Origin of the sequence: Streptomyces auratus (assembly GCF_050433025.1) — a bacterium.
GTDB classification, from domain to species: domain Bacteria; phylum Actinomycetota; class Actinomycetes; order Streptomycetales; family Streptomycetaceae; genus Streptomyces; species Streptomyces sioyaensis.
This window is the reverse complement of the sequence record NZ_JBNGCB010000001.1, coordinates 2,072,858-2,095,411: the sequence shown is the minus strand read 5'-3', so window position 1 is coordinate 2,095,411 and position 22,554 is coordinate 2,072,858. Positions and strand designations below refer to the sequence as shown.

The window sequence follows — 22,554 nt, the reverse complement described above, 5'->3', positions numbered from 1 at the left end:
CGCTGCCATGACCACGGGAACCACCGGCACCGCCACTCCGGACCTCGACACCTTCCGCACCCTCGCCAAGGACCGTCGGGTCATCCCCGTCACCCGGCGCCTGCTCGCGGACGGCGACACACCGGTCGGGCTCTACCGCAAACTCGCCGCGGAACGCCCCGGCACCTTCCTCCTGGAATCCGCCGAGAACGGCCGTACGTGGTCGCGCTACTCCTTCATCGGCGTCCGCAGCGCCGCCACCCTCACCACCCGCGACGGGCAGGCGCACTGGCTCGGCACCCCGCCCGTCGGCGTCCCCACCGGTGGCGACCCCCTCCAGGCGCTGCGCGCCACCGTCGAGGCGCTGCACACCCCCCGCGACCTCATCGAGGGCGCGGGACTGCCGCCGTTCACCGGCGGCATGGTCGGCTACCTCGGCTACGACATCGTGCGCCGCCTGGAGAAGATCGGCGAGCAGACCGCCGACGACCTCCGGCTGCCCGAGCTGACCATGCTGCTCACCTCCGACCTCGCCGTCCTCGACCACTGGAGCGGCACGGTCCTGCTGATCGCCAACGCGATCAACCACAACGACCTCGACACCGGTGTCGACGAGGCCTATGCGGACGCCGTGGCCCGCCTGGACACCATGGCCTACGACCTGGCGCGGCCCGCGCCCGCCAGCGCGGCCGCGATGCCGCCGTCCGCGGTCCCGCCGTTCACCGCCGAGTGGGGCGGCCCCGCCTTCCAGGACGCAGTCGAGGACATCAAGGAGCGCATCCGGGCCGGTGAGGCCTTCCAGGTCGTGCCCTCCCAGCGCTTCGAGACGCCGTGTACGGCGAGCGCGCTGGACGTCTACCGGGTGCTGCGGGCCACCAACCCCAGCCCGTACATGTACCTCTTCCGCTTCGAGGGCGGCGAGGGCGCCGAGGAAGGCGCCTTCGACGTGGTGGGCTCCAGCCCGGAGGCGCTGGTCAAGGTCGAGGGCGGCCGGGCCACGGTGCACCCCATCGCCGGCACCCGCCCGCGCGGTTCATCCGTCCAGGAGGACCAGGCCCTGGCCGATGAGCTGATGGCCGACCCCAAGGAGCGCGCCGAGCATCTGATGCTGGTCGACCTGGGCCGCAACGACCTGGGCCGGGTCTGCGAGCCGGGCAGCGTCGAGGTCGTCGACTTCATGTCCATCGAGCGCTACAGCCATGTGATGCACATCGTCTCCACGGTCACCGGGCAGGTGGCCGAGGGCCACAGCGCCTTCGACGTGCTCACCGCCTGCTTCCCGGCCGGCACCCTCTCCGGGGCGCCCAAGCCGCGCGCCCTGCAGATCATCGAGGAGCTGGAGCCGACCCGGCGCGGGCTGTACGGCGGCTGCGTGGGCTACCTCGACTTCGCCGGCGACTCCGACACCGCCATCGCGATCCGTACGGCCCTGCTCCGGGACTCCACCGCCTACGTCCAGGCGGGCGCCGGGGTGGTCGCCGACTCCGACCCGGTGGCCGAGGACACCGAGTGCCGCAACAAGGCGGCCGCGGTGCTGCGCGCCGTGCACACGGCCAATCACCTGGGGAAGTAGACCGCCGAGGGGGCCACCGGGCGGGACCACCAACGGCTCCTGCCCCGGTCCACCCCGCTGCGGGGTGCCCGGAGTGCCCAACAAGGCGGCCGCGGTGCTGCGCGCCGTGCACACGGCCAACCACCTGGGAAAGTGACCGGCCGCACCCCCCGCACCCACCCCGCGCACCGGACCCCGTCGGCCGGTGCGCGATAGTGGTGCGCGTGAGTGCCGTACCCCAGACCCCTGCCGACGCCCCGCCCACGGGCGAGCCGGCCGCCGCGCCGGCCACCCGCGCACGCAGCAGCGCGCGCAGTCTCGCCCTCGCCCTGCTGGCCGGCGCGGCCGGCGCGGGCCTGGCGCTGCTGGCCTCCGGCCGCATCTGGGCCAAGGGCTCCGCGGAGCTCGCCCAGGGCGCGCTGCCGCGCAGCGTGACCGGCGCCGATGTGACCGGGGTGCCCGGCGCGCTGGCCGTCGTCGGCCTGGCCGCGCTGGTCGCCGTCTTCGCCGTGCGCCGGGTGGGCCGGATCGCGGTCGCCGCCCTGCTCACGCTCAGCGGCGCGGGCATCGCCGTGGCCGCCGTGCTGGGCAACTCCGACACCTCCGCGCTGCGCGAGAAGGCCGCCACCGCGGTCGGTCTGACCGACGCCGGTGTGCATCACGTCACGCACACCGGCTGGCCGTGGGTGGCCGCGGCCGGCGGCGGGCTGCTGCTGCTCGCCGGGCTGCTGGCGCTGGTGTACGGACGCCACTGGCCTGCGATGTCGGGCCGGTACGAGCGCACGCCCGGTGGCGCCCGCGGCCCGCGCAGGGCTCCGGCCCCGCCGGATCTGGACCGTCCGGAGGAGATCTGGAAGTCCCTGGACCGCGGTGAGGACCCCACCCGGTAAAGGTGCTCCGCCCGGCATCGGTGACAATGGGCGACGAGGATCACCGCGCCCCGACCCCGGCGCGACAGAGCAACGAGGAGCATTCATGTCGAGCAGTGGCCACGGACACACCCCCGCCGCCTGGACGGGCGTCATCATCTCGTTCATCGGCTTCTGCGTCTCCGGAGCCTTCATCGTGCTGGGGAACGTGCCCGGCTTCTGGGCCGGCATCGTGCTGATCGGCCTCGGTGCCGTGGCCGGCGGTCTGATGCGTGCGGCCGGCATGGGCCAGGAGCCCCGCCGCGCCAAGCCCGCTGCCCCGGCGCAGGCCCAGCCGCAGGAGGGCTGAGCTCCCGCTCCCGTGGCGCCCGCCCGGCGCCACCCCCGCGGTTCCCTTCGAAGGCGCCGCTTCCCGGCCCGTACGCACCCGTGGTGCCGTACCCGCCGTCCGTGCCCGCTCCGTACGGCGGCCGAGAAGCTGCGCCTTCGCGCATGCCGCCGCACAATCGGCACGTGAGCGATCCCGTGGCGCACCTCTCGCCCCCGGCCCCCCGCCGGCGCGCGCTGCCCCGCCGTCTCGCGGCACCCCTGGGCGCCCTGACCGCCGCCCTCGCGGCCTTCGCGTACGTCGGCGCCGTCGATCCCCATCAGCCCGGCCACTATCCCGTGTGCCCGCTGCTGCATCTGACCGGCCTGTACTGCCCGGCCTGCGGCGGGCTGCGCAGCGCCCATGACGTCGCCCACGGAGATCTCCCCGCGGCGCTGGGCGCCAACGTCCTCGCGGTGGCCGGGTACGCCGCCTGTGCGGTCTTCTGGGCGGTCTGGCTCGGCCGCGCGGTGCGGGGCCGCCCGATGGCGGGCCCCAGGCCGCGGCCCGTCCACTGGTGGGCACTGGCCGGGCTGCTGCTGGTCTTCACCGTCGTCCGCAACCTCCCCGCCGGCAGCGCGCTGGCCCCGTGATCGCGGCCGGGCGAGGCGGCCGCACACCTCCCCGTCACCGGCAAATGTCCAGGTCGTGGGACTGCGGTCCACCGGATGCGAGACCTGCATGCCATGGCGGATACCATCGAAGGACCGGGTGGGACGGCTCGTCCCCACGGGTCACTGTCCACCTCCCCCGCTCAAGAAGGAGGCCGCTCGCGTGAGTGTGCTCGACGAGATCATCGACGGGGTCCGCGCCGACCTCGCGGAGCGGCAGGCCCGCGTCACTCTCGACGAGCTCAAGGAGCGGGCCCGCAAGGCGCGCCCCGCGAAGGACGGCGTCGCGGCCCTCAAGGGCGAGAGCGTGACGGTGATCTGCGAGGTCAAGCGCTCCAGCCCCTCCAAGGGCGCGCTCGCCGCGATCGCCGACCCGGCCGGCCTGGCCGCCGACTACGAGGCGGGCGGCGCGGCGGTCATCTCCGTCCTCACCGAGCAGCGCAAGTTCGGCGGTTCGCTGGCCGACCTGGAGGCCGTCCGCGCCAAGGTCGACATCCCCGTCCTGCGCAAGGACTTCATCGTCACCGCCTACCAGCTGTGGGAGGCCCGGGCCTACGGCGCCGACCTCGCGCTGCTGATCGTCTCCGCGCTGGAGCAGGAGGCGCTGGTCTCGCTGATCGAGCGGGCCGAGTCGATCGGGCTCACGCCGCTGGTCGAGGTGCACGACGAGGAAGAGGTCGCCCGCGCGGTGGACGCCGGCGCCAAGATCATCGGCGTCAACGCCCGCAACCTCAAGACCCTGGAGGTCGACCGCGGCAACTTCGCCCGGGTCGCCCCCGAGATCCCCGACCACATCGTCAAGATCGCCGAGTCCGGTGTCCGCGGACCGCACGACCTGATCGCTTACGCCAACGACGGCGCGGACGCGGTGCTGGTCGGCGAGTCGCTGGTCACCGGCAAGGACCCCAGGACCTCGGTCGCCGACCTGGTCGCCGCGGGCTCCCACCCGGCGATCCGGCACGGCCGGTCCTGAGCGCCCGCCCCCAGGACAGGACGCCCACCCCGACATGACCGCCGCCCCCCGCCGCCCCGAGGCCAAATGCTCCGCGCTGCCCTCATGGCACCGCGGCTGCCGCGCCCCCGCGCGGCGGGTGCACGGGCGCCGGGTCAGGTACCACATCGGGTCCGAGCCGGGACAGATCAACGGCCGGCGATGGCGACGGGGGCCCGCGCGCTGACGCGCCGGCCCCGTGTCGGCGCCGCGATGCCCCCAGGCATCGCGTCCGTACCTCCGCGGTACCGGCCCCGCCGGCTCCGCGGCGGCAGCGACCCCTACAGCGCGCCGCCTTCCGTCATGCTCACTTCCCGATGAACCGGACCTCCGGGGCGAGTGCCCCGGTCTAGGAGTGCGTCAGATGTCCTCCGAATTCTTCCTTCCCGACCCCGAGGGCCAAGTCCCCAGCGCCGAGGGCTACTTCGGTGCCTTCGGCGGCAAATTCATCCCCGAGGCGCTGGTCGCCGCGGTCGACGAGGTCGCCGCCGAGTACGAGAAGGCCAAGGCGGACCCCGCGTTCGCGGCCGAACTCGACGATCTGCTGGTCAACTACACCGGCCGCCCCAGCGCGCTCACCGAGGTGCCGCGGTTCGCCGAACAGGCCGGCGGGGCCCGCGTGTTCCTCAAGCGCGAGGACCTCAACCACACCGGCTCACACAAGATCAACAACGTGCTGGGCCAGGCGCTGCTCACCCGGCGGATGGGCAAGACCCGGGTCATCGCCGAGACCGGCGCCGGCCAGCACGGCGTCGCCACCGCCACCGCCTGTGCCCTCTTCGGCCTCGACTGCACCATCTACATGGGCGAGATCGACACCCGGCGCCAGGCCCTCAACGTCGCCCGGATGCGGATGCTCGGCGCCGAGGTCATCGCCGTGAAGTCCGGCAGCCGCACGCTCAAGGACGCCATCAACGAGGCCTTCCGCGACTGGGTCGCCAACGTCGACCACACCCACTACCTCTTCGGGACCGTCGCCGGCCCGCACCCGTTCCCCGCGATGGTGCGCGACTTCCACCGCGTCATCGGCGTCGAGGCCCGCCGCCAGATCCTCCAGCGCGCCGGCCGCCTGCCCGACGCGGCCGTGGCCTGCGTCGGCGGCGGCTCCAACGCCATCGGCCTCTTCCACGCCTTCCTGCCGGACGCCGGGGTCCGGCTCATCGGCTGCGAACCCGCCGGCCACGGCATCGAGACCGGTGAGCACGCCGCCACGCTGACCGCCGGCGAACCGGGCATCCTGCACGGCTCCCGCAGCTACGTCCTCCAGGACGAGGAGGGCCAGATCACCGAGCCGTACTCCATCTCGGCCGGTCTGGACTACCCCGGCATCGGGCCCGAGCACGCCTACCTCAAGGACAGCGGCCGCGGCGAGTACCGCGCCGTCACCGACGACGCCGCGATGCAGGCGCTGCGCCTGCTCTCGCAGACCGAGGGCATCATCCCGGCCATCGAGAGCGCCCACGCCCTCGCCGGGGCGCTGGAGGTCGGCCGGGAGCTCGGCCCGGACGGGCTGATCGTGGTCAACCTGTCCGGGCGGGGCGACAAGGACATGGACACCGCCGCCCGCTACTTCGGCCTGTACGACACCGACGCCGCCGTGGAGGCGGACACCGACACCGCCGGCGCGGAGATCGAAGGGGACGCCAAGTGAGCGGAAACATCCAGCTGTTGAGCGACACCCTCGCCGTCGCCCGGGCTGAGGGCCGGTCCGCGCTCATCGCCTACCTGCCCGCCGGGTTCCCGACCGTCGACGGCGGTATCGAGGCCGCCAAGGCCGTCTTCGACGGCGGCGCGGACGTCGTGGAGATCGGGCTCCCGCACAGCGACCCGGTCCTCGACGGGCCGGTCATCCAGACCGCCGACGACATCGCCCTGCGCGGCGGCGTGAAGATCGCCGACGTGCTGCGGACCGTGCGCGAGGCACACCGGGCCACCGGCAAGCCCGTCCTGGTCATGACGTACTGGAACCCCATCGACCGCTACGGCATCGAGCGCTTCACCGCCGAGCTCGCCGAGGCGGGCGGCGCGGGGTGCATCCTGCCCGACCTGCCGGTCCAGGAGTCCGCGACCTGGCGCGAGCACGCCGGCAAGCATGGTCTGGCGACCGTCTTCGTCGTCGCCCCCAGCAGCAAGGACGCCCGGCTCGCCGAGATCACGGCGGCGGGTTCCGGCTTCGTCTACGCCGCCTCGCTGATGGGCGTCACCGGCACCCGCGAGTCGGTGGGCGCCCAGGCGCAGGACCTCGTCCGGCGCACCAAGGCGACGACCGCCCTGCCGGTCTGCGTCGGCCTCGGTGTCTCCAACGCCGAGCAGGCCGCCGAGGTGGCGCAGTTCGCGGACGGCGTGATCGTCGGTTCGGCCTTCGTCAAGCGGCTGCTGGCCTCGGACGGGGACCTGGCGGCCGGCCTCGCCGGGATCCGTGCCCTGGCGGGCGAGCTGGCCGAGGGCGTGCGCAAGCGTTCCTAGGAGTGGGGCGCGTCGGGCGGACGTCCACGTCGGCCCGGCGCGCTGTCCCTCGATAGGGCGAACATCGGTGCGGAGGGGTGCAGGGTCACCCCTCCGCTTCGTTGTCCAGGGGCGTGAGCCAGAAGAACCATGAGGGTAAGAGAACCGCCCGCGAGCGACTCCAGGAACAGCGGGAAAAGGAGAAGACGCGCGCCCGGCGCCGCCGACAGGGCATCGTCGCCGGATCGGTGGTGGTGGTGCTGGCGATCGCCGGCGGCATCGCCGTCTGGGCGTCGTCGGCCGGCGACAACGGCAGCAAGAGCGGCAACCAGATCGCGGTCCCGAAGCAGGCGAGCGGCGGCAAACGGCCCGCCGTCCCGGTGGGCGCGGTCGGCGCCCCCTCCACACTCACGGTGTGGGAGGACTTCCGCTGCCCCGCCTGCCAGCAGTTCGAGACCGGCTTCCGCCCGGTCGTCCATGAGCTGGTCGACTCCGGCCAGCTCAAGAACGAGTACCACCTCGTCACGATCATCGACGGCAACTCCGGCGGCAAGGGATCCCTCAACGCCGCCAACGCCGCCCTGTGCGCGCAGGACGCGGGCAGGTTCCGCGACTACCACGACGTCCTCTACGCGAACCAGCCGCCCGAGACGCAGGACAAGTTCGCCGACAAGAAGTACCTCCTCCAGCTGGCCGGCAAGGTCAAGGGGTTGGTGACCCCCGCCTTCACCGCCTGCGTCAACGACGGCAGGTACAACCGCTTCGCGCAGAAGTCCAACGACGCCTTCGCCACCTCCGGCTACCGCGGCACCCCGACCGTCCTGCTCAACGGCAAGGACCTCGCGCAGGAGAAGGGCGGCCGGTTCACCCCGGCGGACCTCAAGAAGATGGTGCAGGACGCCAACAAGGGCAAGCAGCCCGGGAAGGGCCTCCCGCCGCACCCGAGCACCTCGCCCCACCCCGGCAAGCAGGCGGGCCGCCACAGCGCCGCGCCACACCACCGGCACACCGGCATCCCGGGCGTCCCGTCCCAGGAGCGGCAGCCCCACGGCCGGAGCACCGCGCCCCGGGAGCCGCAGAGCGGAGCGGGCCTCGCGCCGTCGTCCTAATCGTCCTGGGCGGAGGGCTCCGCGGGGGCCTCGGCCTACCGAGGTCGGCGGCCCGGACACCCAGCGTCATCGTCCGGGACGGCGGGTCGTTACGCAGCCGTAGCCGGGTGGAAGTTGTCGTCGACCCCGCCCGGCGCGGTAGCGTCGTCCCTGCCATGGACCTCGCATTCATTCCCAGCCCGTCGACCGGAGTCGTCTACCTCGGCCCGGTCCCGCTGCGCGGCTACGCATTCTGCATCATCATCGGCGTCTTCGTCGGTGTCTGGCTCGGCAACAAGCGCTGGGTGCAGCGCGGCGGCCGCTCCGGAACCGTCGCGGACATCGCCGTGTGGGCCGTGCCCTTCGGGCTGGTCGGCGGCCGCCTCTACCACGTCATCACGACGTACGAGCCGTACTTCGGCCCGAACGGCCACCCGATCGACGCCTTCAAGGTGTGGCAGGGCGGCCTGGGGATCTGGGGTGCGGTCGCGCTCGGCGCGGTGGGCGCCTGGATCGGCTGCCGCCGGCGCGGCATCCCGCTCCCCGCGTACGCCGATGCGCTGGCGCCCGGTCTGGCCATCGGGCAGGCGATCGGCCGCTGGGGCAACTGGTTCAACCAGGAGCTGTACGGCAAGCCGACCGATCTCCCGTGGGCGCTGAAGATCAGCTCCGACCCGGCCATCGGACGGATCGGCGGCACCTACCACCCGACCTTCCTCTACGAGTGCCTGTGGTGCCTGGGCGTCGCCGCGCTGGTCATCTGGGCGGACAAGCGCTTCCGGCTCGGCCACGGGCGGGCCTTCGCGCTGTATGTCGCCGCCTACTGCGCGGGCCGCGCCTGGATCGAGTACATGCGCGTCGACGAGGCGCACCACATCCTGGGCCTGCGGCTGAACGTCTGGACCGCCCTGATCGTCGGCGTCCTGGCCATCGCCTACCTGGTGATCTCGGCCAAGAAGGCGCCCGGCCGGGAAGCGGTCGTCGAGCCGGGGGCACAGCTCGCCGAGGGGGAAGACGGCGACGAGGGCGCTCGGGACGGCGTCGACGGCGGCAAGGTGTCCGTCGAGAAGCCGTCCCCGGAGGCGGCGTCCGACGACGGCGAGACGGACTCCGGGAACAAGGCCGCCACCGGGTCCGCGACGGACGCGGCCGGCGACGCGAAGGGCGAGGACCCGGCGGAGGAGTCCGCCGAGGAAGCCGCCAAGCCCGCCGGAAGCGGCAGCACCAAGAAGGCCTGAGGCGACGCACGAGAGCACGGCGCCGGGCGGTCCCGAACATCTCGGGACCGCCCGGCGCTGTGCTGTCCGGTCCCGGTCAGCTGCGGCGGGTGGCCAGGTCCAGCTCCCGCCGGGGCCCCGCCACCTCCGGGCGGTCCCCGGGGACGTAGAGCCAGGTCAGCGGCTTGGGTACGGGAGCCCGCCGAGGCATTGGCGGGCCCGGCCTCACAGCGCGCCCGCCGCGCGCAGCCCGGCGATCTCGGGGCCGGTCAGCCCGAGGGAGGTCAGCACCTCGTCGGTGTCCGCGCCGTGCGGGCGGCCCGCCCATCGGATGGCGCCCGGCGTCTCGGAGAGCCGGAAGAGGACGTTCTGCATCCGGACCGTGCCCAGCTCGTCGTCCGGGACCTCGGTGATCGAGCCCAGCGCCTGGTACTGCGGATCCGTCATCACCTCGCGGATGTCGTAGATCGGCGCCACGGCCGCCTCGGCCTTCTCGAAGGCGGCCATCACCTCGGCCCGGTCGTGCCGGGCGATCCAGTCGGCGACCGGCGCATCCAGCTCATCGGCGTGCGCAGCCCGTCCCGCGCCGGTCGCGAACCAGGGCTCCGCGATCACCTCGGGCCGCCCGACCAGCCGCATCACCCGCTCGGCGACCGACTCGGCCGACGTGGAGACCGCCACCCAGGAGCCGTCGGCGGTGCGGTAGGTGTTGCGCGGCGCGACGTTGGCCGAGCGGTTGCCGGTCCGCGGCTGGACATGGCCGAGCTGGTCGTACCAGAGCGGCTGCGGGCCGAGGACGGTCAGCATCGGTTCGATGAGCGCCATGTCGATGACCTGGCCGCGGCCGGAGGCCGTCCGGGCGTGCAGCGCGGCCATCACGGCGTAGGAGGTGCCGAGCGCCGCGATCGCGTCCGCGAGACCGAACGGCGGCAGGGTGGGCGGACCGTCCGGCTCGCCGGTCATCGCCGCGAAGCCGCTCATCGCCTCCGCGAGCGTGCCGAACCCGGGCCGGCGGGCGTACGGGCCGAACTGGCCGAAGCCGGTGACCCGGGCCAGCACCAGCCGCGGGTTGACGGCGGACAGCTCGTCCCAGCCCAGGCCCCAGCGCTCCAGGGTCCCGGGCCGGAAGTTCTCGATCACGGCATCCGCCCCGGCGGCGAGCCGCAGCAGCACGTCCCGGCCGCCCGGGTGGGACAGATCCAGCGTCATGGCCTTCTTGTTGCGGCCCAACAGCTTCCACCACAGCCCGATGCCGTCCTTGGAAGGGCCGTGGCCGCGCGAGGGATCGGGCCGGTGCGGATGCTCGACCTTGATCACCTCGGCGCCGAAGTCGCCCAGCAGGGTGGCGGCGAGCGGACCGGCGAACAGCGTGGCGAGATCGAGCACCCGCAGCCCGGTGAGCGGGCCGAAGGCGGGAGGCTGCGGGGAGGTACGGCCGCCCGCGGCGGGCTCGGCCGTACCGGAGGGGGAGGGGTCGGTCATGGTGCGGAGGCCTCCGGTGGGTCGGGGGTGGGGGCGGCGGTGGCGGTCACCGCCCGCCCGCCTCCGTCATCGCGGGGATGGCCGAGATCGCGGTGAAGGCCTGCTCGTGGGTGCGGGCGCGGGACCGGTCGCGGGTGAAGATCTCCCGGGCGACGGTGGCCAGCGTGGCCCCGGGCGCCTGCAGATCGAGGCGGCTGGCGCGGGCGACCTCCTCGCTCCACTCGGCCGGCACCGCCGACGCCCCGCGCAGGGCGCCGACCAGCGCACCGCTCATCGTGGCGATCGAGTCGGAGTCGCGCCCGTAGTTGACCGCGCCGAGCACCGTGCTGCGGAAGTCGCCGCCGCCGATCAGCAGCATGCCCAGGGCGATGGGGAGCTCCTCGACGGCGTGCAGCCGGGAGGGGCGGCGGGCGCCGAGCGAGGGGTTGCGGTAGTCCGGGCCCACCGTGTCGAAGGGGGCGACGGCCGCGCGCAGCGGCGCCGGCGCCGACACGGGGTCGGTCAGCGACGACGCGGCCTCACAGACCGCCTCGATCGCGGCGCGGGTGCCGTCCTTGGCCAGCCGCAGCGCTTGGACGAGGACGGAGGACGGGGTGGCGTCCGGGACGAACGCGGCGGCCACGGCCGCGGCGAACACCCCCGCCGCCTCCCGCCCGTACGAGGACTGATGGGCACCGGCGATGTCCAGCGCCTCGGCGTACGCCCGGTCCGGGTTGCCGGCGTTGACCACGCCGACCGGTGCCATGTACATCGCCGCACCACAGTTGACGATGTTCCCCACGCCCGCCTCCCGCGGGTCCGCATGCCCGTAGTGCAGCCGCGCCACGATCCACTTCTCGGCGAGGAAGATCCGTTGCAGTGGCAGCGCCTCGGCCTCCAGCTCCGGGATCCAGCGCGGGGTGTCGATCAGATCCGGCACCAGATGGTCGGCGATGTCATAGGCGTCGAGGTGATCGCGCACCGTCTCGTAGACCCTGACCAGCGCATGCGTCATCAGGGTGTCGTCGGTGACGTGCCCGTCGCCCTTGTGGTACGGCGCGATCGGCCGGGCGGTGCGCCAGTCGTCGTGGAACGGTCCGACGATGCCCTCGACCCGGCCGCCGTGCCGCTTCGCGATCTCCTCCGGCGACCAGCCCTCCACGGGCCCGCCGAGCGCGTCCCCGACCGCCGCCCCGACCAGTGCGCCGGTCGCCCGGTCCTCCAGGGACGGCGGGACGGGGGCGGCAGCCGGCGGACTCACCGGCGCCGGCTGCACGGACGGCATGACCGCCCTGGCCCCGGCGGCCCGCCGGCCGGGGGCGTCCGGCGCGGTCGGGGTCTGCTCGCTTGCGTAGGTCATGTGCGGGGGAGTCCTTCCACGGTGGGGGAGAGGGGCGAGCGGGCGCCGAGGACGGCGTCCGCATGTGCCGCCGGGACCGCCGCCCCGCTGGCGTCGGGGGCGGTCGGCTCCGTACGGGCGAGCGGCCGGGCCGGCGCGACGGGGCCCGGCCGGCGCGACGGGGCCCGGGCCGGTCGGGGCCTCGTCGAGCCGGCCGGACGGCGCCCGGCGGGCGTCGGACCGCTGCGCTTCATCCGTGCCACGCGTCGGCCCGGCTCTCCTCTCCCGGGCGCCACGGTCACCCGGTCGACTCCCCCCGGACGGTGCCGCGGGGCCGGTCCCGCGGGGCCGCCTACGGGCGTGTGACCCGGATCTCACCGCCGACCTCGGAGAAAAACCGCAGGTCAGAGCGGTAAGTTCGGCCTTCCTTGCTAGCGGCGGAGGGTAATGGGCGCATAAATTCGAGGCGTTGAAGGGGGAAGTGCCGCCATCGGCCCACACCTCGCTCCAGGGAGTAGGTACCGATATGTCCGTCATGGAGATCATGGATGCCGCGGCGCCGACGCACGTGGCGCACCGCGACAACCACACCCACCGCGATGTGAACGGCGGCTGGCTGCGCCCCGCCGTCTTCGGTGCGATGGACGGGCTGGTCTCGAACCTCGCCCTGATGACGGGTGTCGCCGGCGGCGCGCTCTCGCAGCAGACGATCATCATCACGGGCCTTGCGGGCCTCGCGGCCGGCGCCTTCTCGATGGCCGCGGGGGAGTACACCTCGGTCGCCTCGCAGCGGGAGCTGGTCCAGGCCGAGCTGGCGGTCGAGCGGGCCGAGCTGCGCACGCACCCGAAGGACGAGCTGGATGAATTGGCGGCCCTCTATGTGTCGCGGGGCGTCGAGCCGGCGCTCGCCCGGCAGGTCGCCGAACAGCTCTCCTCGGACCCCGAGCAGGCCCTGGAGATCCACGCCCGCGAGGAACTGGGCATCGACCCGTCGGACCTTCCTTCGCCCGCCGTCGCCGCCATTTCCTCCTTCGGATCTTTTGCGCTGGGCGCGCTGCTGCCTGTCCTTCCTTACTTGTTGGGGGCTTCCGCGATCTGGCCCGCGGTGCTGCTCGCCCTGGTCGGACTCTTCGCCTGCGGGGCGGTCGTGGCCCGGGTGACGGCGCGTTCCTGGTGGTTCAGCGGGCTGCGTCAGCTGGCCCTCGGCGGCGCCGCGGCGGGTGTGACGTACGCCCTGGGCGCACTGTTCGGGACCGTCGTAGGGTGACGTGTCATGCGAGTGACTGCATAATTACCGCATTACCCAGCGGTTTCGAATCGATGACGACGGGGCATAAGGCCCAGGCGTCGCGGGCAATGTCGCTCGCCGAACGCCGCCCTGTGGGACGGCTCCAGATTCCGTCCGCGTCCTGACCCACCGCACCCGCGGTGTCCGCATGTTGGAAGCCTCTTTTCGACTTTCGAGAAGCGGCCCATCCTGTAACCTGCACGAAATTTCGCGGAGGGCCAACGTCGTCCCTCGGCAATTCCTATGCCACGACGACGTTGGGAGAGCTTGATGCGCTTCGCGTCCACGCACTCCGCGACCACCAGCAGCGCCGGCGACGCCGCCTGGTCGCCCATGGACGGCCGCCCCGCCCAGCAGGGCATGTACGACCCGCGCAACGAGCACGACGCCTGCGGCGTCGGCTTTGTGGCCACCCTCACCGGAGAGGCCAGCCACGCACTGGTCGAGCAGGCGCTCACCGTCCTGACGAATCTGGAGCACCGCGGTGCCACCGGCTCGGAGCCCGACTCGGGCGACGGCGCGGGCATCCTGCTCCAGGTGCCGGACGCGTTCCTCCGTGACGAGGTCACCTTCGAGCTTCCCGAGGCCGGCGCCTACGCCGTCGGCATCGCCTTCCTGCCGTCCGATGCCCAGGAAGCGGCCAAGGCCGTCGCGCGCATCGAGACGATGGCCGGCGAGGAGGGCCTGGACGTCCTCGGCTGGCGGGTGGTCCCGGTCGCCCCGCAGCTGCTGGGCAACGGCGCCCGCGCCACCATGCCGGCCTTCTCCCAGCTGTTCGTCGGCGATGGCAAGAGCACCGGGCTGGCGCTGGACCGCAAGGCCTTCGCGCTGCGCAAGCGCGCCGAGCGGGAGGCCGGGGTCTACTTCCCCTCGCTGTCCGCCCGGACGATCGTCTACAAGGGCATGCTGACCACCGGCCAGCTGGAGCCCTTCTTCCCGGACCTGTCCGACCGCCGCTTCGCCACCGCGATCGCGCTGGTCCACTCGCGGTTCTCCACCAACACCTTCCCGAGCTGGCCGCTGGCCCACCCGTACCGCTTCGTCGCGCACAACGGCGAGATCAACACGGTCAAGGGCAACCGCAACTGGATGCGTGCCCGCGAGTCCCAGCTGGCCTCGAAGCTCTTCGGGAACGAGGACCTGGAGCGGATCTTCCCGGTCTGCACCCCGGACGCCTCCGACTCCGCGTCCTTCGACGAGGTCCTGGAGCTGCTGCACCTCGGCGGCCGCTCGCTGCCGCACTCGGTGCTGATGATGGTCCCGGAGGCCTGGGAGAACTCCACCTCCATGGACCCGGCCCGGCGCGCTTTCTACCAGTACCACTCCACGATGATGGAGCCCTGGGACGGCCCGGCCTGCGTCACCTTCACCGACGGCACCCAGGTCGGCGCGGTCCTCGACCGCAACGGTCTGCGCCCCGGCCGCTACTGGGTCACCGACGACGGCCTGGTCGTGCTCTCCTCCGAGGTCGGCGTCCTGGACATCGACCCCGCCAAGGTCGTCCGCAAGGGCCGACTGCAGCCCGGCCGGATGTTCCTCGTGGACACCGCCGAGCACCGCATCATCGAGGACGACGAGATCAAGGCGCAGCTCGCCGCCGAGCAGCCCTACCAGGAGTGGCTGGAATCCGGGCTGATCGAGCTCGCGGACCTGCCCGAGCGCGAGCACATCGTGCACACCCACGCCTCGGTCACCCGCCGCCAGCAGACCTTCGGCTACACCGAGGAAGAGCTGCGCGTCATCCTCGCCCCGATGGCCAAGGCCGGCGCCGAGCCCATCGGCTCGATGGGCACCGACTCGCCGATCGCCGCGCTCTCCGAGCGCCCCCGGCTGCTCTTCGACTACTTCACCCAGCTCTTCGCGCAGGTCACCAACCCGCCGTTGGACGCCATCCGCGAGGAACTGGTCACCTCGCTGATCTCCTCGCTCGGCCCCCAGGGCAACCTCCTGGAGCCGAACTCGGCCTCCTGTCGCAGCGTGACCCTGCCCTTCCCGGTCATCGACAACGACGAGCTGGCCAAGCTCGTCCACATCAACGCCGACGGCGACATGCCCGGCATGAAGGCCGTGACCCTCTCCGGCCTCTACCGGGTCTCCGGCGGCGGCGAGTCGCTGGCCGCCCGGATCGAGCAGATCTGCGCCGAGGCGGACGCCGCCATCGACGACGGCGCCCGGCTGATCGTGCTCTCCGACCGCCACTCGGACGCCGAGCACGCGCCGATCCCGTCGCTGCTGCTGACCGCCGCGGTCCACCACCACCTCATCGGCACCAAGGAGCGCACCCAGGTCGGTCTGCTCGTCGAGGCCGGCGATGTGCGCGAGGTGCACCACGTCGCGCTGCTGATCGGCTTCGGCGCGGCCGCGGTCAACCCGTACCTGGCCATGGAGTCCGTCGAGGACCTGGTCCGGGCCGGCACCTTCCTGCCCGGCGTCGAGCCGGAGACCGCGATCAAGAACCTGATCAAGGCGCTCGGCAAGGGCGTCCTGAAGGTCATGTCCAAGATGGGCATCTCCACCGTCGCCTCCTACCGGGGCGCGCAGGTCTTCGAGGCCGTCGGCCTGGACGAGGAGTTCGTCGCCAAGTACTTCCACGGCACCGCGACCAAGATCGGCGGCGCCGGCCTGGACGTCATCGCCAAGGAGGTCGCGGCGCGGCACGCCAAGGCCTACCCGGCCTCCGGCATCGCCGCCACGCACCGTGCGCTGGAGATCGGCGGCGAGTACCAGTGGCGCCGCGAGGGCGAGCCGCACCTCTTCGACCCGGACACCGTCTTCCGGCTCCAGCACTCCACCCGTACCCGCCGCTACGACATCTTCAAGAAGTACACCGAGCGGGTCAACGAGCAGTCCGAGCGGCTGATGACGCTGCGCGGCCTGTTCTCCTTCGCCTCCGACCGCCCCTCGATCCCGATCGAGGAGGTCGAGCCGGCGTCGGAGATCGTCAAGCGCTTCTCCACCGGCGCCATGTCGTACGGCTCCATCTCCCAGGAGGCGCACGAAACCCTCGCCATCGCCATGAACCAGCTGGGCGGCAAGTCCAACACCGGTGAGGGCGGCGAGGACCCCGAGCGCCTCTACGACCCGGCGCGCCGCTCGTCCATCAAGCAGGTCGCCTCCGGCCGCTTCGGTGTGACGTCGGAGTACCTGGTCAACTCCGACGACATCCAGATCAAGATGGCCCAGGGCGCCAAGCCCGGCGAGGGCGGCCAGCTGCCCGGCCACAAGGTCTACCCCTGGGTCGCCAAGACCCGGCACTCCACCCCGGGCGTCGGCCTGATCTCCCCGCCGCCGCACCACGACATCTACTCCATCGAGGACCTGGCTCAGCTGATCCACGACCTCAAGAACGCCAACCCGGCGGCCCGCATCCACGTGAAGCTGGTCTCCGAGGTCGGCGTCGGCACGGTCGCCGCGGGTGTCTCCAAGGCGCACGCGGACGTGGTCCTGATCTCCGGCCACGACGGCGGTACGGGTGCCTCCCCGCTGACCTCCCTCAAGCACGCGGGCGGTCCCTGGGAGCTGGGCCTGGCCGAGACCCAGCAGACGCTGCTGCTCAACGGCCTGCGCGACCGCATCGTCGTGCAGACCGACGGCCAGCTCAAGACCGGCCGCGATGTCGTCATCGCCGCCCTGCTGGGCGCCGAGGAGTACGGCTTCGCCACCGCACCGCTGGTCGTCTCCGGCTGCGTCATGATGCGCGTGTGCCACCTCGACACCTGCCCGGTCGGCATCGCCACCCAGAACCCGACGCTGCGCGAGCGGTTCAACGGGAAGGCCGAGTACGTCGTCAACTTCTTCCAGTTCATCGCCGAGGAGGTCCGGGAGATCCTCGCCGAGCTGGGCTTCCGCAGCCTGGACGAGGCCATCGGCCACGCCGAGCTGCTGAACACCGCCCGCGCGGTGAACCACTGGAAGGCGCAGGGCCTGGACCTGGCCCCGCTGCTGCACGTCCCCGAGCTGGCCGAGGGCGCCGTGCGCCACCAGGTCATCGAGCAGGACCACGGCCTGGAGAAGGCGCTCGACAACGAGCTGATCAAGCTCGCCGCCGACGCGCTGTCCGCGGACACCGCCGAGGACGCCCAGCCGGTCCGGGCGCAGATCGCGATCCGCAACATCAACCGGACCGTCGGCACCATGCTCGGCCACGAGGTCACCAAGAAGTTCGGTGGCGCGGGCCTGCCCGACGACACCATCGACATCACCTTCACCGGCTCGGCCGGCCAGTCCTTCGGCGCGTTCCTGCCGCGCGGCGTCACGCTGCGCCTGGAGGGCGACGCCAACGACTACGTCGGCAAGGGCCTCTCCGGCGGCCGGGTCGTGGTCCGCCCGGACCGCGGCGCCGACCACCTCGCCGAGTTCTCCACCATCGCCGGCAACACCCTCGCCTACGGCGCCACCGGCGGCGAGCTGTTCCTGCGCGGCCGGGTCGGCGAGCGCTTCTGCGTCCGCAACTCCGGTGCCACGGTGGTCTCCGAGGGCGTCGGTGACCACGGCTGTGAGTACATGACCGGCGGCAACGCGGTCGTGCTGGGCGAGACGGGCCGCAACTTCGCGGCCGGTATGTCCGGCGGCTTCGCCTACGTCATCGACCTGGACAAGGCCAACGTCAACAAGGAGCTCGTCGACGCGGTGCACGCGCTCGACGACGCCGACAAGCAGTGGCTGCACGACGTGGTGCGCCGCCACCAGGAGGAGACCGGCTCCACCGTCGCCGCCAAGCTCCTCGCCGACTGGGATGCCGCGGCCGCGCGCTTCAGCAAGGTCATCCCGCCCATTTACAAGGCAGTGCTCGCCGCCAAGGACGCCGCCGAGCAGGCCGGGCTCTCCGAGTCCGAGACCCACGAGAAGATGATGGAGGCGGCGACCAATGGCTGACCCCAAGGGCTTCCTGAACCACGAGCGCGAGGTCGCCAAGACCCGCCCCGTCGGCGAGCGCGTCAAGGACTGGAACGAGGTCTACCAGCCCGGCTCCCTGCTGCCGATCATCAGCAAGCAGGCGTCGCGCTGCATGGACTGCGGCATCCCGTTCTGCCACAACGGCTGCCCGCTCGGAAACCTCATCCCCGAGTGGAACGACTACGCCTACCGCGAGGACTGGACCGAGGCCAGCGAGCGGCTGCACGCGACCAACAACTTCCCGGAGTTCACCGGCCGCCTGTGCCCCGCGCCCTGTGAGTCCGCCTGTGTGCTGGGCATCAACCAGCCGCCGGTGACCATCAAGAACGTCGAGGTCTCCATCATCGACAAGGCGTGGGACAACGGCGACGTCACCCCGCAGCCGCCCGAGCGCCTCTCCGGCAAGACCGTCGCCGTCATCGGCTCCGGTCCGGCCGGCCTGGCCGCCGCCCAGCAGCTGACCCGGGCCGGCCACACCGTCGCCGTCTACGAGCGCGCGGACCGTATCGGCGGTCTTCTCCGCTACGGCATCCCCGAGTTCAAGATGGAGAAGCGCCACATCAACCGCCGCATCGAGCAGATGCGCGCGGAGGGCACCAAGTTCCGTACGGAGGTGGAGATCGGCCGCGACCTCGACGCCAAGAAGCTGCGCAAGCGCTACGACGCCGTCGTCATCGCCGCCGGTTCCACCACCTCCCGCGACCTGCCGGTGCCCGGCCGCGAGCTGAACGGCATCCACTTCGCGATGGAGTACCTGCCGCTGGCCAACAAGGTGCAGGAGGGCGATCTGACCGTCGCCCCGATCAGCGCCGAGGGCAAGCACGTCGTCGTCATCGGCGGCGGCGACACCGGCGCGGACTGCGTCGGCACCGCCCACCGCCAGGGCGCGGCCTCCGTCACCCAGTTGGAGATCATGCCCAAGCCGGGCGAGGAGCGGCACGCGGGCCAGCCCTGGCCGACCTTCCCCATGCTCTACAAGGTCACCTCCGCGCACGAGGAGGGCGGCGAGCGGGTCTACTCCGTCTCCACCACCCACTTCGAGGGCGACGAGGACGGCAACGTCCAGTACCTGCACCTCACCGAGGTGGAGTTCAAGGACGGCCGCCCGGAGCCGAAGCCCGGCACCGAGCGGAAGATCCCGGCCCAGCTGGTCACCCTCGCGATGGGCTTCACCGGCACCGACCGGGAGAACGGCCTGGTCGAGCAGTTCGGCCTGGAGCTCGACGAGCGCGGCAACGTCGCCCGCGACGCGGACTTCGCCACCAACGTCCCCGGCGTGTACGTCGCCGGTGACGCCGGCCGCGGCCAGTCGCTGATCGTGTGGGCCATCGCCGAGGGCCGCTCCGCCGCCCGCGGGGTGGACCGCTTCCTGACCGGCGTCAGCGCCCTGCCCGCTCCCATCAAGCCGACGGACCGCGCACTCGCTGTGTGACGGACCGTCCCCTGCTGTCCCGTACAACGTCGTACGGCGGCATGGGGCCCGGGAATCCCCCCGGCTCCCATACCGCGGCGCCTGTCCCCTCCCCCCGACCGGAGGGCAGGCGCCGCGGATTTTTCCCGTCGGCGACCCACGGGAATACACCCCGCCCCCTGCCCCGTTGTGGCCCCGCAGGGGGCGCTCGCTTCCCCTACGGGATCTGTTCGCCCGCCCCCTACGAGTCGCTGTGCCCGGCGGGGAAGCGCCGCCCCAACTGCCGTGCCAGCTCCCGCGCGGGCGCCGGTACGGGCGGCGGCGGGGGAGTGGCCGACGGCCGGAAGTCATGCACCGGCGGCTGCCAGACCACCGCGTCGCCCCGCCCCTCGCCGAGCGGCAGCACGGCCCGCGGATCGACATGCACCCGCAGCACCTGGGCCTCGATCTGGGCCCATGCCCCGTCGGTCACCGTCCACTCGCCGACCCGGCGGGCCTCCAACTGCACCGGGCAGTGCGTGAGTCGGGGCGGCCGTACCAGCTCGGACCGTTCCGTCCACGGCGTATCCGTGGCGCACGGCATGCTGCTCGTCCCCTCCTCGGCCCCCGTCCCGTCCGGCGGCAGATTGAAGACCACGTCCGGGCGAACCGCGAGGTTCTGCGCGGTGCGGCCGCGGGACGGCAGCCAGACGCTGACGACCGGCCCGAGCTCCCACCGGATCCGCAGCTCGACCAGCACAAAGGTCCCGTCGTCGTTCTCCGTGGACAGCAGCGCCGGCGTGACCGAACTGCTCTTCTCCAGCGCGACGTTCATGGCGTTGAGGATAGAAGCCGGACGATTCGGTGCTCACCGAAATGTTATGAGAGGTTACTCTGTGTAGATGAACCGATGGGACGCCGATCAGGAAAGCGTCGCGGAAACCCCCGATCTGGCCGCCCTGGCGGCACTGCTCGCGGACCGCACCCGTGCCGCCATCTGTATGGCCCTGCTCGACGGCGGCGCCTGGACCGCCGGTGAACTCGCCGAATACGCCGCGGTGGCCCCGTCCACCACCACCGAACACCTCAACCTCCTGGTCTCCGGCGGCCTGCTCGCCGAGGAGCGCCGGGGCCGGCGGCGCTATGTGCGGCTGGCCGGCCCGGAGACCGCGGAAACCCTGGAGAACCTCGCCGGTCTGGCTCCCTACCGTCAGGTCCCGGTCCGCTCGCTGGCCGAGGCCAACCACCGCCGGGCGCTGCACCACGCCCGTACCTGCTACGACCACATCGCCGGTGCGCTCGGCGTCGCCATCGCCGCCGCCATGACCGAACGCGGCCTGCTGGCACGGGACTACGGCCTGGTGCTGACCGGCGCCGGTGCCAACTGGCTGGCCTCGCTGGGCATTTGCGACGCCGGTCCGTCGGCCGGCGGCCGGGCCCATGTCCGTACCTGCCTCGACTGGACGGTGCGCCGCCAGCATCTCTCCGGTGCGGTCGGTGCCGCCCTCTATCGGCACGCCCTGGAGCACGACTGGATCGTCAAGGCCGTCACCACCCGCATCCTCACCGTCACCGCGGCGGGCCGCAGAGCCTTCCGCGCCCAGCTCGGACTGCCCGACGAGGCGCTGTATCCCTCCCTGGCGCTCGCCCCGCCCCGCGCATGACCCGGCAAGGGCGGGCCGCGGTCAGTCGTCGCCGACCTGGCTGATCCGGTCGTCCCCGAGCCGGCGCTGGGTGTCCTGGAGCAGGAGGCGCAGCAGTCCGGCGAGCTGCTCCTGCTGCTCGGGGGTCAGGCCGCCGACCAACTCGGCCTCGCGCCCGAGCACTTGGTCGACGGTGGCCTCGATCAGCTCGTGGCCGGCCGGGGTCAGTGCGACCAGGACCGTACGCGGGCGGCCCTCGCCGGGCCGCCGGGTGACCAGCCCCTCGCGCTCGGCGCGGGCCACCCGCTGGGAGATCGCCCCCGCGGTGACCAGCGAGCGCCGGCTGAGCTCACGGGTCGTGAGGATGTAGGGCTCGCCGCTGCGGCGCAGCACGCTCAGCAGATCGAGGGTGGCCGGGTCGACCCCGGCGCCGGCCAGCACCCGGCGCCGGTCGTCCCCCAGCAGCTTCGCCAGCTGCCAGATCGGCGTCACGATCCCGATCGAGGAGACCGGGATGCCCGGGCGTTCGCGCTCCCAGGCCGCGGCGATCTCCTCGACGGGGTACGGGGAGGTGCCGGCCGCCGGGGGGCCATGGCCCCCCGGCGCCTCGAATTCCCTTGCCACGAGCCCTCCTGGCGATGTTAGGTTTAGCTCTAAATTTAGACCTGAACGTCATGGACGGAGCTCAGCATATGTCACGCACCATCCTGGTGACCGGCGGCGGATCGGGCATCGGACGGGCCGTCGCCCACCATTTCGCGGACCGCGGTGACGAGGTCGTCGTCACCGGCCGGCGCCCCGGCCCCCTCAAGGAGACCGCCGCCCACCATCCCGCCGTCCGCCCGCTGGTGTGCGACCACACCGACCCACAGGCGCTCACCGCGCTGCTCGCCGAACTCCCCGCGCGGGTCGACGTCCTGGTCAACAACGCCGGCGGCAACACCGACCTCGACTCCGACGGCGCCGGCGATCTGGCGTCCTACGCCCGGGAATTCCGCGCCAACCTCGACGCGAACCTGCTCAGCGCCGCGCTGACCACCAGGGCGCTGGAGGACCGGCTGGCGGCCGGCGGCGCGGTCGTCCACATCGGGTCGATCGCCGCCGACCAGGGATCCGGCGGCGCCTACGGGGCGGCCAAGGCGGGCCTCGCCTCCTGGAACGCCGGCCTGTCCCGGGACCTCGGCCCCCGCGGCATCACGGCCAACGTCGTCTCGCCCGGCTATATCGCCGGCACCGACTTCTTCCGCGACCAGCTCACCGACGAGCGCCGCGACCAGCTGGTGACCGCCTCGGCCGTGGGCCGCCCGGGGTCCGTGGCGGACATCGCGGAGGCGGTGGCCTTCCTGGCGTCACCGGCGGCCCGGCACATCACCGGCCAGGTGCTGAACGTCAACGGCGGGACCCGTACCACCCGTTGA

The 22,554-nt window shown here is 72.7% G+C and carries 19 protein-coding genes; 15 read left to right on the top strand and 4 right to left on the bottom strand.

What is annotated here, in order from left to right:
* Window positions 1–7: 7 nt before the first annotated feature.
* The 10 genes from BKA18_RS08940 (at window position 8) to lgt (ending at window position 9,140) form a co-directional block, all read left to right on the top strand.
* On the top strand, window positions 8–1,552 hold the full coding sequence (locus BKA18_RS08940) for an anthranilate synthase component I (RefSeq protein ID WP_366046235.1): 1,545 nt from the start codon (window positions 8–10) through the stop codon (window positions 1,550–1,552).
* Between the two features lie 203 nt (window positions 1,553–1,755).
* Window positions 1,756–2,421: a TIGR02234 family membrane protein gene (locus tag BKA18_RS08935; RefSeq protein ID WP_366046234.1), complete on the top strand. Its 666-nt coding sequence runs from the start codon at window positions 1,756–1,758 to the stop codon at window positions 2,419–2,421.
* An 85-nt stretch (window positions 2,422–2,506) separates the two neighbouring features.
* Window positions 2,507–2,749 (top strand): HGxxPAAW family protein, encoded by a 243-nt coding sequence (locus BKA18_RS08930; protein ID WP_006606204.1) that lies wholly within the window; start codon window positions 2,507–2,509, stop codon window positions 2,747–2,749.
* Window positions 2,750–2,892: 143 nt separating this feature from the next.
* Complete coding sequence (locus BKA18_RS08925; RefSeq protein WP_366046233.1) at window positions 2,893–3,360, top strand: DUF2752 domain-containing protein; 468 nt, start codon at window positions 2,893–2,895, stop codon at window positions 3,358–3,360.
* 181 nt (window positions 3,361–3,541) lie between these two features.
* Window positions 3,542–4,351 (top strand): indole-3-glycerol phosphate synthase TrpC, encoded by an 810-nt coding sequence (gene trpC / locus BKA18_RS08920; RefSeq protein WP_093482689.1) that lies wholly within the window; start codon window positions 3,542–3,544, stop codon window positions 4,349–4,351.
* Window positions 4,352–4,385: 34 nt separating this feature from the next.
* Window positions 4,386–4,556, top strand: a complete 171-nt coding sequence (gene trpM, locus BKA18_RS08915) for a tryptophan biosynthesis modulator TrpM (RefSeq protein ID WP_368449594.1) — start codon at window positions 4,386–4,388, stop codon at window positions 4,554–4,556.
* A gap of 177 nt (window positions 4,557–4,733) precedes the next feature.
* On the top strand, window positions 4,734–6,020 hold the full coding sequence (gene trpB, locus BKA18_RS08910) for a tryptophan synthase subunit beta (RefSeq protein ID WP_093482688.1): 1,287 nt from the start codon (window positions 4,734–4,736) through the stop codon (window positions 6,018–6,020).
* Complete coding sequence (trpA, locus tag BKA18_RS08905) at window positions 6,017–6,835, top strand: tryptophan synthase subunit alpha (RefSeq protein ID WP_366046232.1); 819 nt, start codon at window positions 6,017–6,019, stop codon at window positions 6,833–6,835. The genes trpB and trpA overlap by 4 nt, the downstream gene beginning before the upstream one ends.
* 113 nt (window positions 6,836–6,948) lie before the next feature.
* Window positions 6,949–7,923, top strand: coding sequence for a DsbA family protein (locus BKA18_RS08900; protein ID WP_366046231.1), 975 nt, complete (start codon window positions 6,949–6,951; stop codon window positions 7,921–7,923).
* Between the two features lie 155 nt (window positions 7,924–8,078).
* Window positions 8,079–9,140 carry a prolipoprotein diacylglyceryl transferase gene (gene lgt, locus BKA18_RS08895; RefSeq protein ID WP_366046230.1) on the top strand — a complete coding sequence of 354 codons (1,062 nt, stop codon included), beginning with the start codon at window positions 8,079–8,081 and terminating at the stop codon, window positions 9,138–9,140.
* A 204-nt stretch (window positions 9,141–9,344) separates the two neighbouring features.
* Here lgt and BKA18_RS08890 read toward each other — a convergent pair whose 3' ends face one another.
* Entirely contained in the window at window positions 9,345–10,601 is a 1,257-nt protein-coding gene (locus BKA18_RS08890) for a CaiB/BaiF CoA transferase family protein (RefSeq protein ID WP_366046229.1), read from the bottom strand.
* A gap of 46 nt (window positions 10,602–10,647) precedes the next feature.
* A complete protein-coding gene (locus tag BKA18_RS08885; RefSeq protein WP_429638387.1) occupies window positions 10,648–11,865 on the bottom strand; it encodes an ADP-ribosylglycohydrolase family protein in 1,218 nt (405 codons plus the stop codon).
* Window positions 11,866–12,454: 589 nt separating this feature from the next.
* Here BKA18_RS08885 and BKA18_RS08880 point away from each other — a divergent pair.
* From BKA18_RS08880 to BKA18_RS08870, 3 genes are all read left to right on the top strand, one after another.
* Window positions 12,455–13,186: a VIT1/CCC1 transporter family protein gene (locus BKA18_RS08880; RefSeq protein ID WP_006606214.1), complete on the top strand. Its 732-nt coding sequence runs from the start codon at window positions 12,455–12,457 to the stop codon at window positions 13,184–13,186.
* Between the two features lie 291 nt (window positions 13,187–13,477).
* Window positions 13,478–18,082, top strand: a complete 4,605-nt coding sequence (gene gltB, locus BKA18_RS08875; RefSeq protein WP_366046227.1) for a glutamate synthase large subunit — start codon at window positions 13,478–13,480, stop codon at window positions 18,080–18,082.
* Window positions 18,075–19,535: a glutamate synthase subunit beta gene (locus BKA18_RS08870; RefSeq protein WP_366046226.1), complete on the top strand. Its 1,461-nt coding sequence runs from the start codon at window positions 18,075–18,077 to the stop codon at window positions 19,533–19,535. The genes gltB and BKA18_RS08870 overlap by 8 nt, the downstream gene beginning before the upstream one ends.
* 220 nt (window positions 19,536–19,755) lie before the next feature.
* On the opposite strand, the gene BKA18_RS08865 is transcribed toward BKA18_RS08870, so the two are convergent.
* Window positions 19,756–20,328 carry a hypothetical protein gene (locus tag BKA18_RS08865; RefSeq protein ID WP_366046224.1) on the bottom strand — a complete coding sequence of 191 codons (573 nt, stop codon included), beginning with the start codon at window positions 20,326–20,328 and terminating at the stop codon, window positions 19,756–19,758.
* Between the two features lie 67 nt (window positions 20,329–20,395).
* On the opposite strand from BKA18_RS08865, the gene BKA18_RS08860 reads away from it, so the two are divergent.
* Window positions 20,396–21,157, top strand: a complete 762-nt coding sequence (locus tag BKA18_RS08860) for a winged helix-turn-helix domain-containing protein (protein WP_366046223.1) — start codon at window positions 20,396–20,398, stop codon at window positions 21,155–21,157.
* A 21-nt stretch (window positions 21,158–21,178) separates the two neighbouring features.
* On the opposite strand, the gene BKA18_RS08855 is transcribed toward BKA18_RS08860, so the two are convergent.
* Window positions 21,179–21,760: a MarR family winged helix-turn-helix transcriptional regulator gene (locus BKA18_RS08855; protein WP_366046222.1), complete on the bottom strand. Its 582-nt coding sequence runs from the start codon at window positions 21,758–21,760 to the stop codon at window positions 21,179–21,181.
* Window positions 21,761–21,828: 68 nt separating this feature from the next.
* Here BKA18_RS08855 and BKA18_RS08850 point away from each other — a divergent pair, with 68 nt between their 5' ends.
* Window positions 21,829–22,554, top strand: a complete 726-nt coding sequence (locus tag BKA18_RS08850; protein WP_366046221.1) for an SDR family NAD(P)-dependent oxidoreductase — start codon at window positions 21,829–21,831, stop codon at window positions 22,552–22,554.

Coding starts and splice junctions, on each gene's coding strand:
- BKA18_RS08940 (WP_366046235.1), top strand. CDS start 8: ATGACCACGGGAACCACCGGCACCGCCACTCCGGACCTCGACACCTTC.
- BKA18_RS08930 (WP_006606204.1), top strand. CDS start 2,507: ATGTCGAGCAGTGGCCACGGACACACCCCCGCCGCCTGGACGGGCGTC.
- BKA18_RS08925 (WP_366046233.1), top strand. CDS start 2,893: ATGCCGCCGCACAATCGGCACGTGAGCGATCCCGTGGCGCACCTCTCG.
- trpM (WP_368449594.1), top strand. CDS start 4,386: ATGACCGCCGCCCCCCGCCGCCCCGAGGCCAAATGCTCCGCGCTGCCC.
- trpB (WP_093482688.1), top strand. CDS start 4,734: ATGTCCTCCGAATTCTTCCTTCCCGACCCCGAGGGCCAAGTCCCCAGC.
- lgt (WP_366046230.1), top strand. CDS start 8,079: ATGGACCTCGCATTCATTCCCAGCCCGTCGACCGGAGTCGTCTACCTC.
- BKA18_RS08890 (WP_366046229.1), bottom strand. CDS start 10,601: ATGACCGACCCCTCCCCCTCCGGTACGGCCGAGCCCGCCGCGGGCGGC.
- BKA18_RS08885 (WP_429638387.1), bottom strand. CDS start 11,865: ATGCCGTCCGTGCAGCCGGCGCCGGTGAGTCCGCCGGCTGCCGCCCCC.
- BKA18_RS08880 (WP_006606214.1), top strand. CDS start 12,455: ATGGAGATCATGGATGCCGCGGCGCCGACGCACGTGGCGCACCGCGAC.
- gltB (WP_366046227.1), top strand. CDS start 13,478: ATGCGCTTCGCGTCCACGCACTCCGCGACCACCAGCAGCGCCGGCGAC.
- BKA18_RS08870 (WP_366046226.1), top strand. CDS start 18,075: ATGGCTGACCCCAAGGGCTTCCTGAACCACGAGCGCGAGGTCGCCAAG.
- BKA18_RS08865 (WP_366046224.1), bottom strand. CDS start 20,328: ATGAACGTCGCGCTGGAGAAGAGCAGTTCGGTCACGCCGGCGCTGCTG.
- BKA18_RS08860 (WP_366046223.1), top strand. CDS start 20,396: ATGAACCGATGGGACGCCGATCAGGAAAGCGTCGCGGAAACCCCCGAT.
- BKA18_RS08850 (WP_366046221.1), top strand. CDS start 21,829: ATGTCACGCACCATCCTGGTGACCGGCGGCGGATCGGGCATCGGACGG.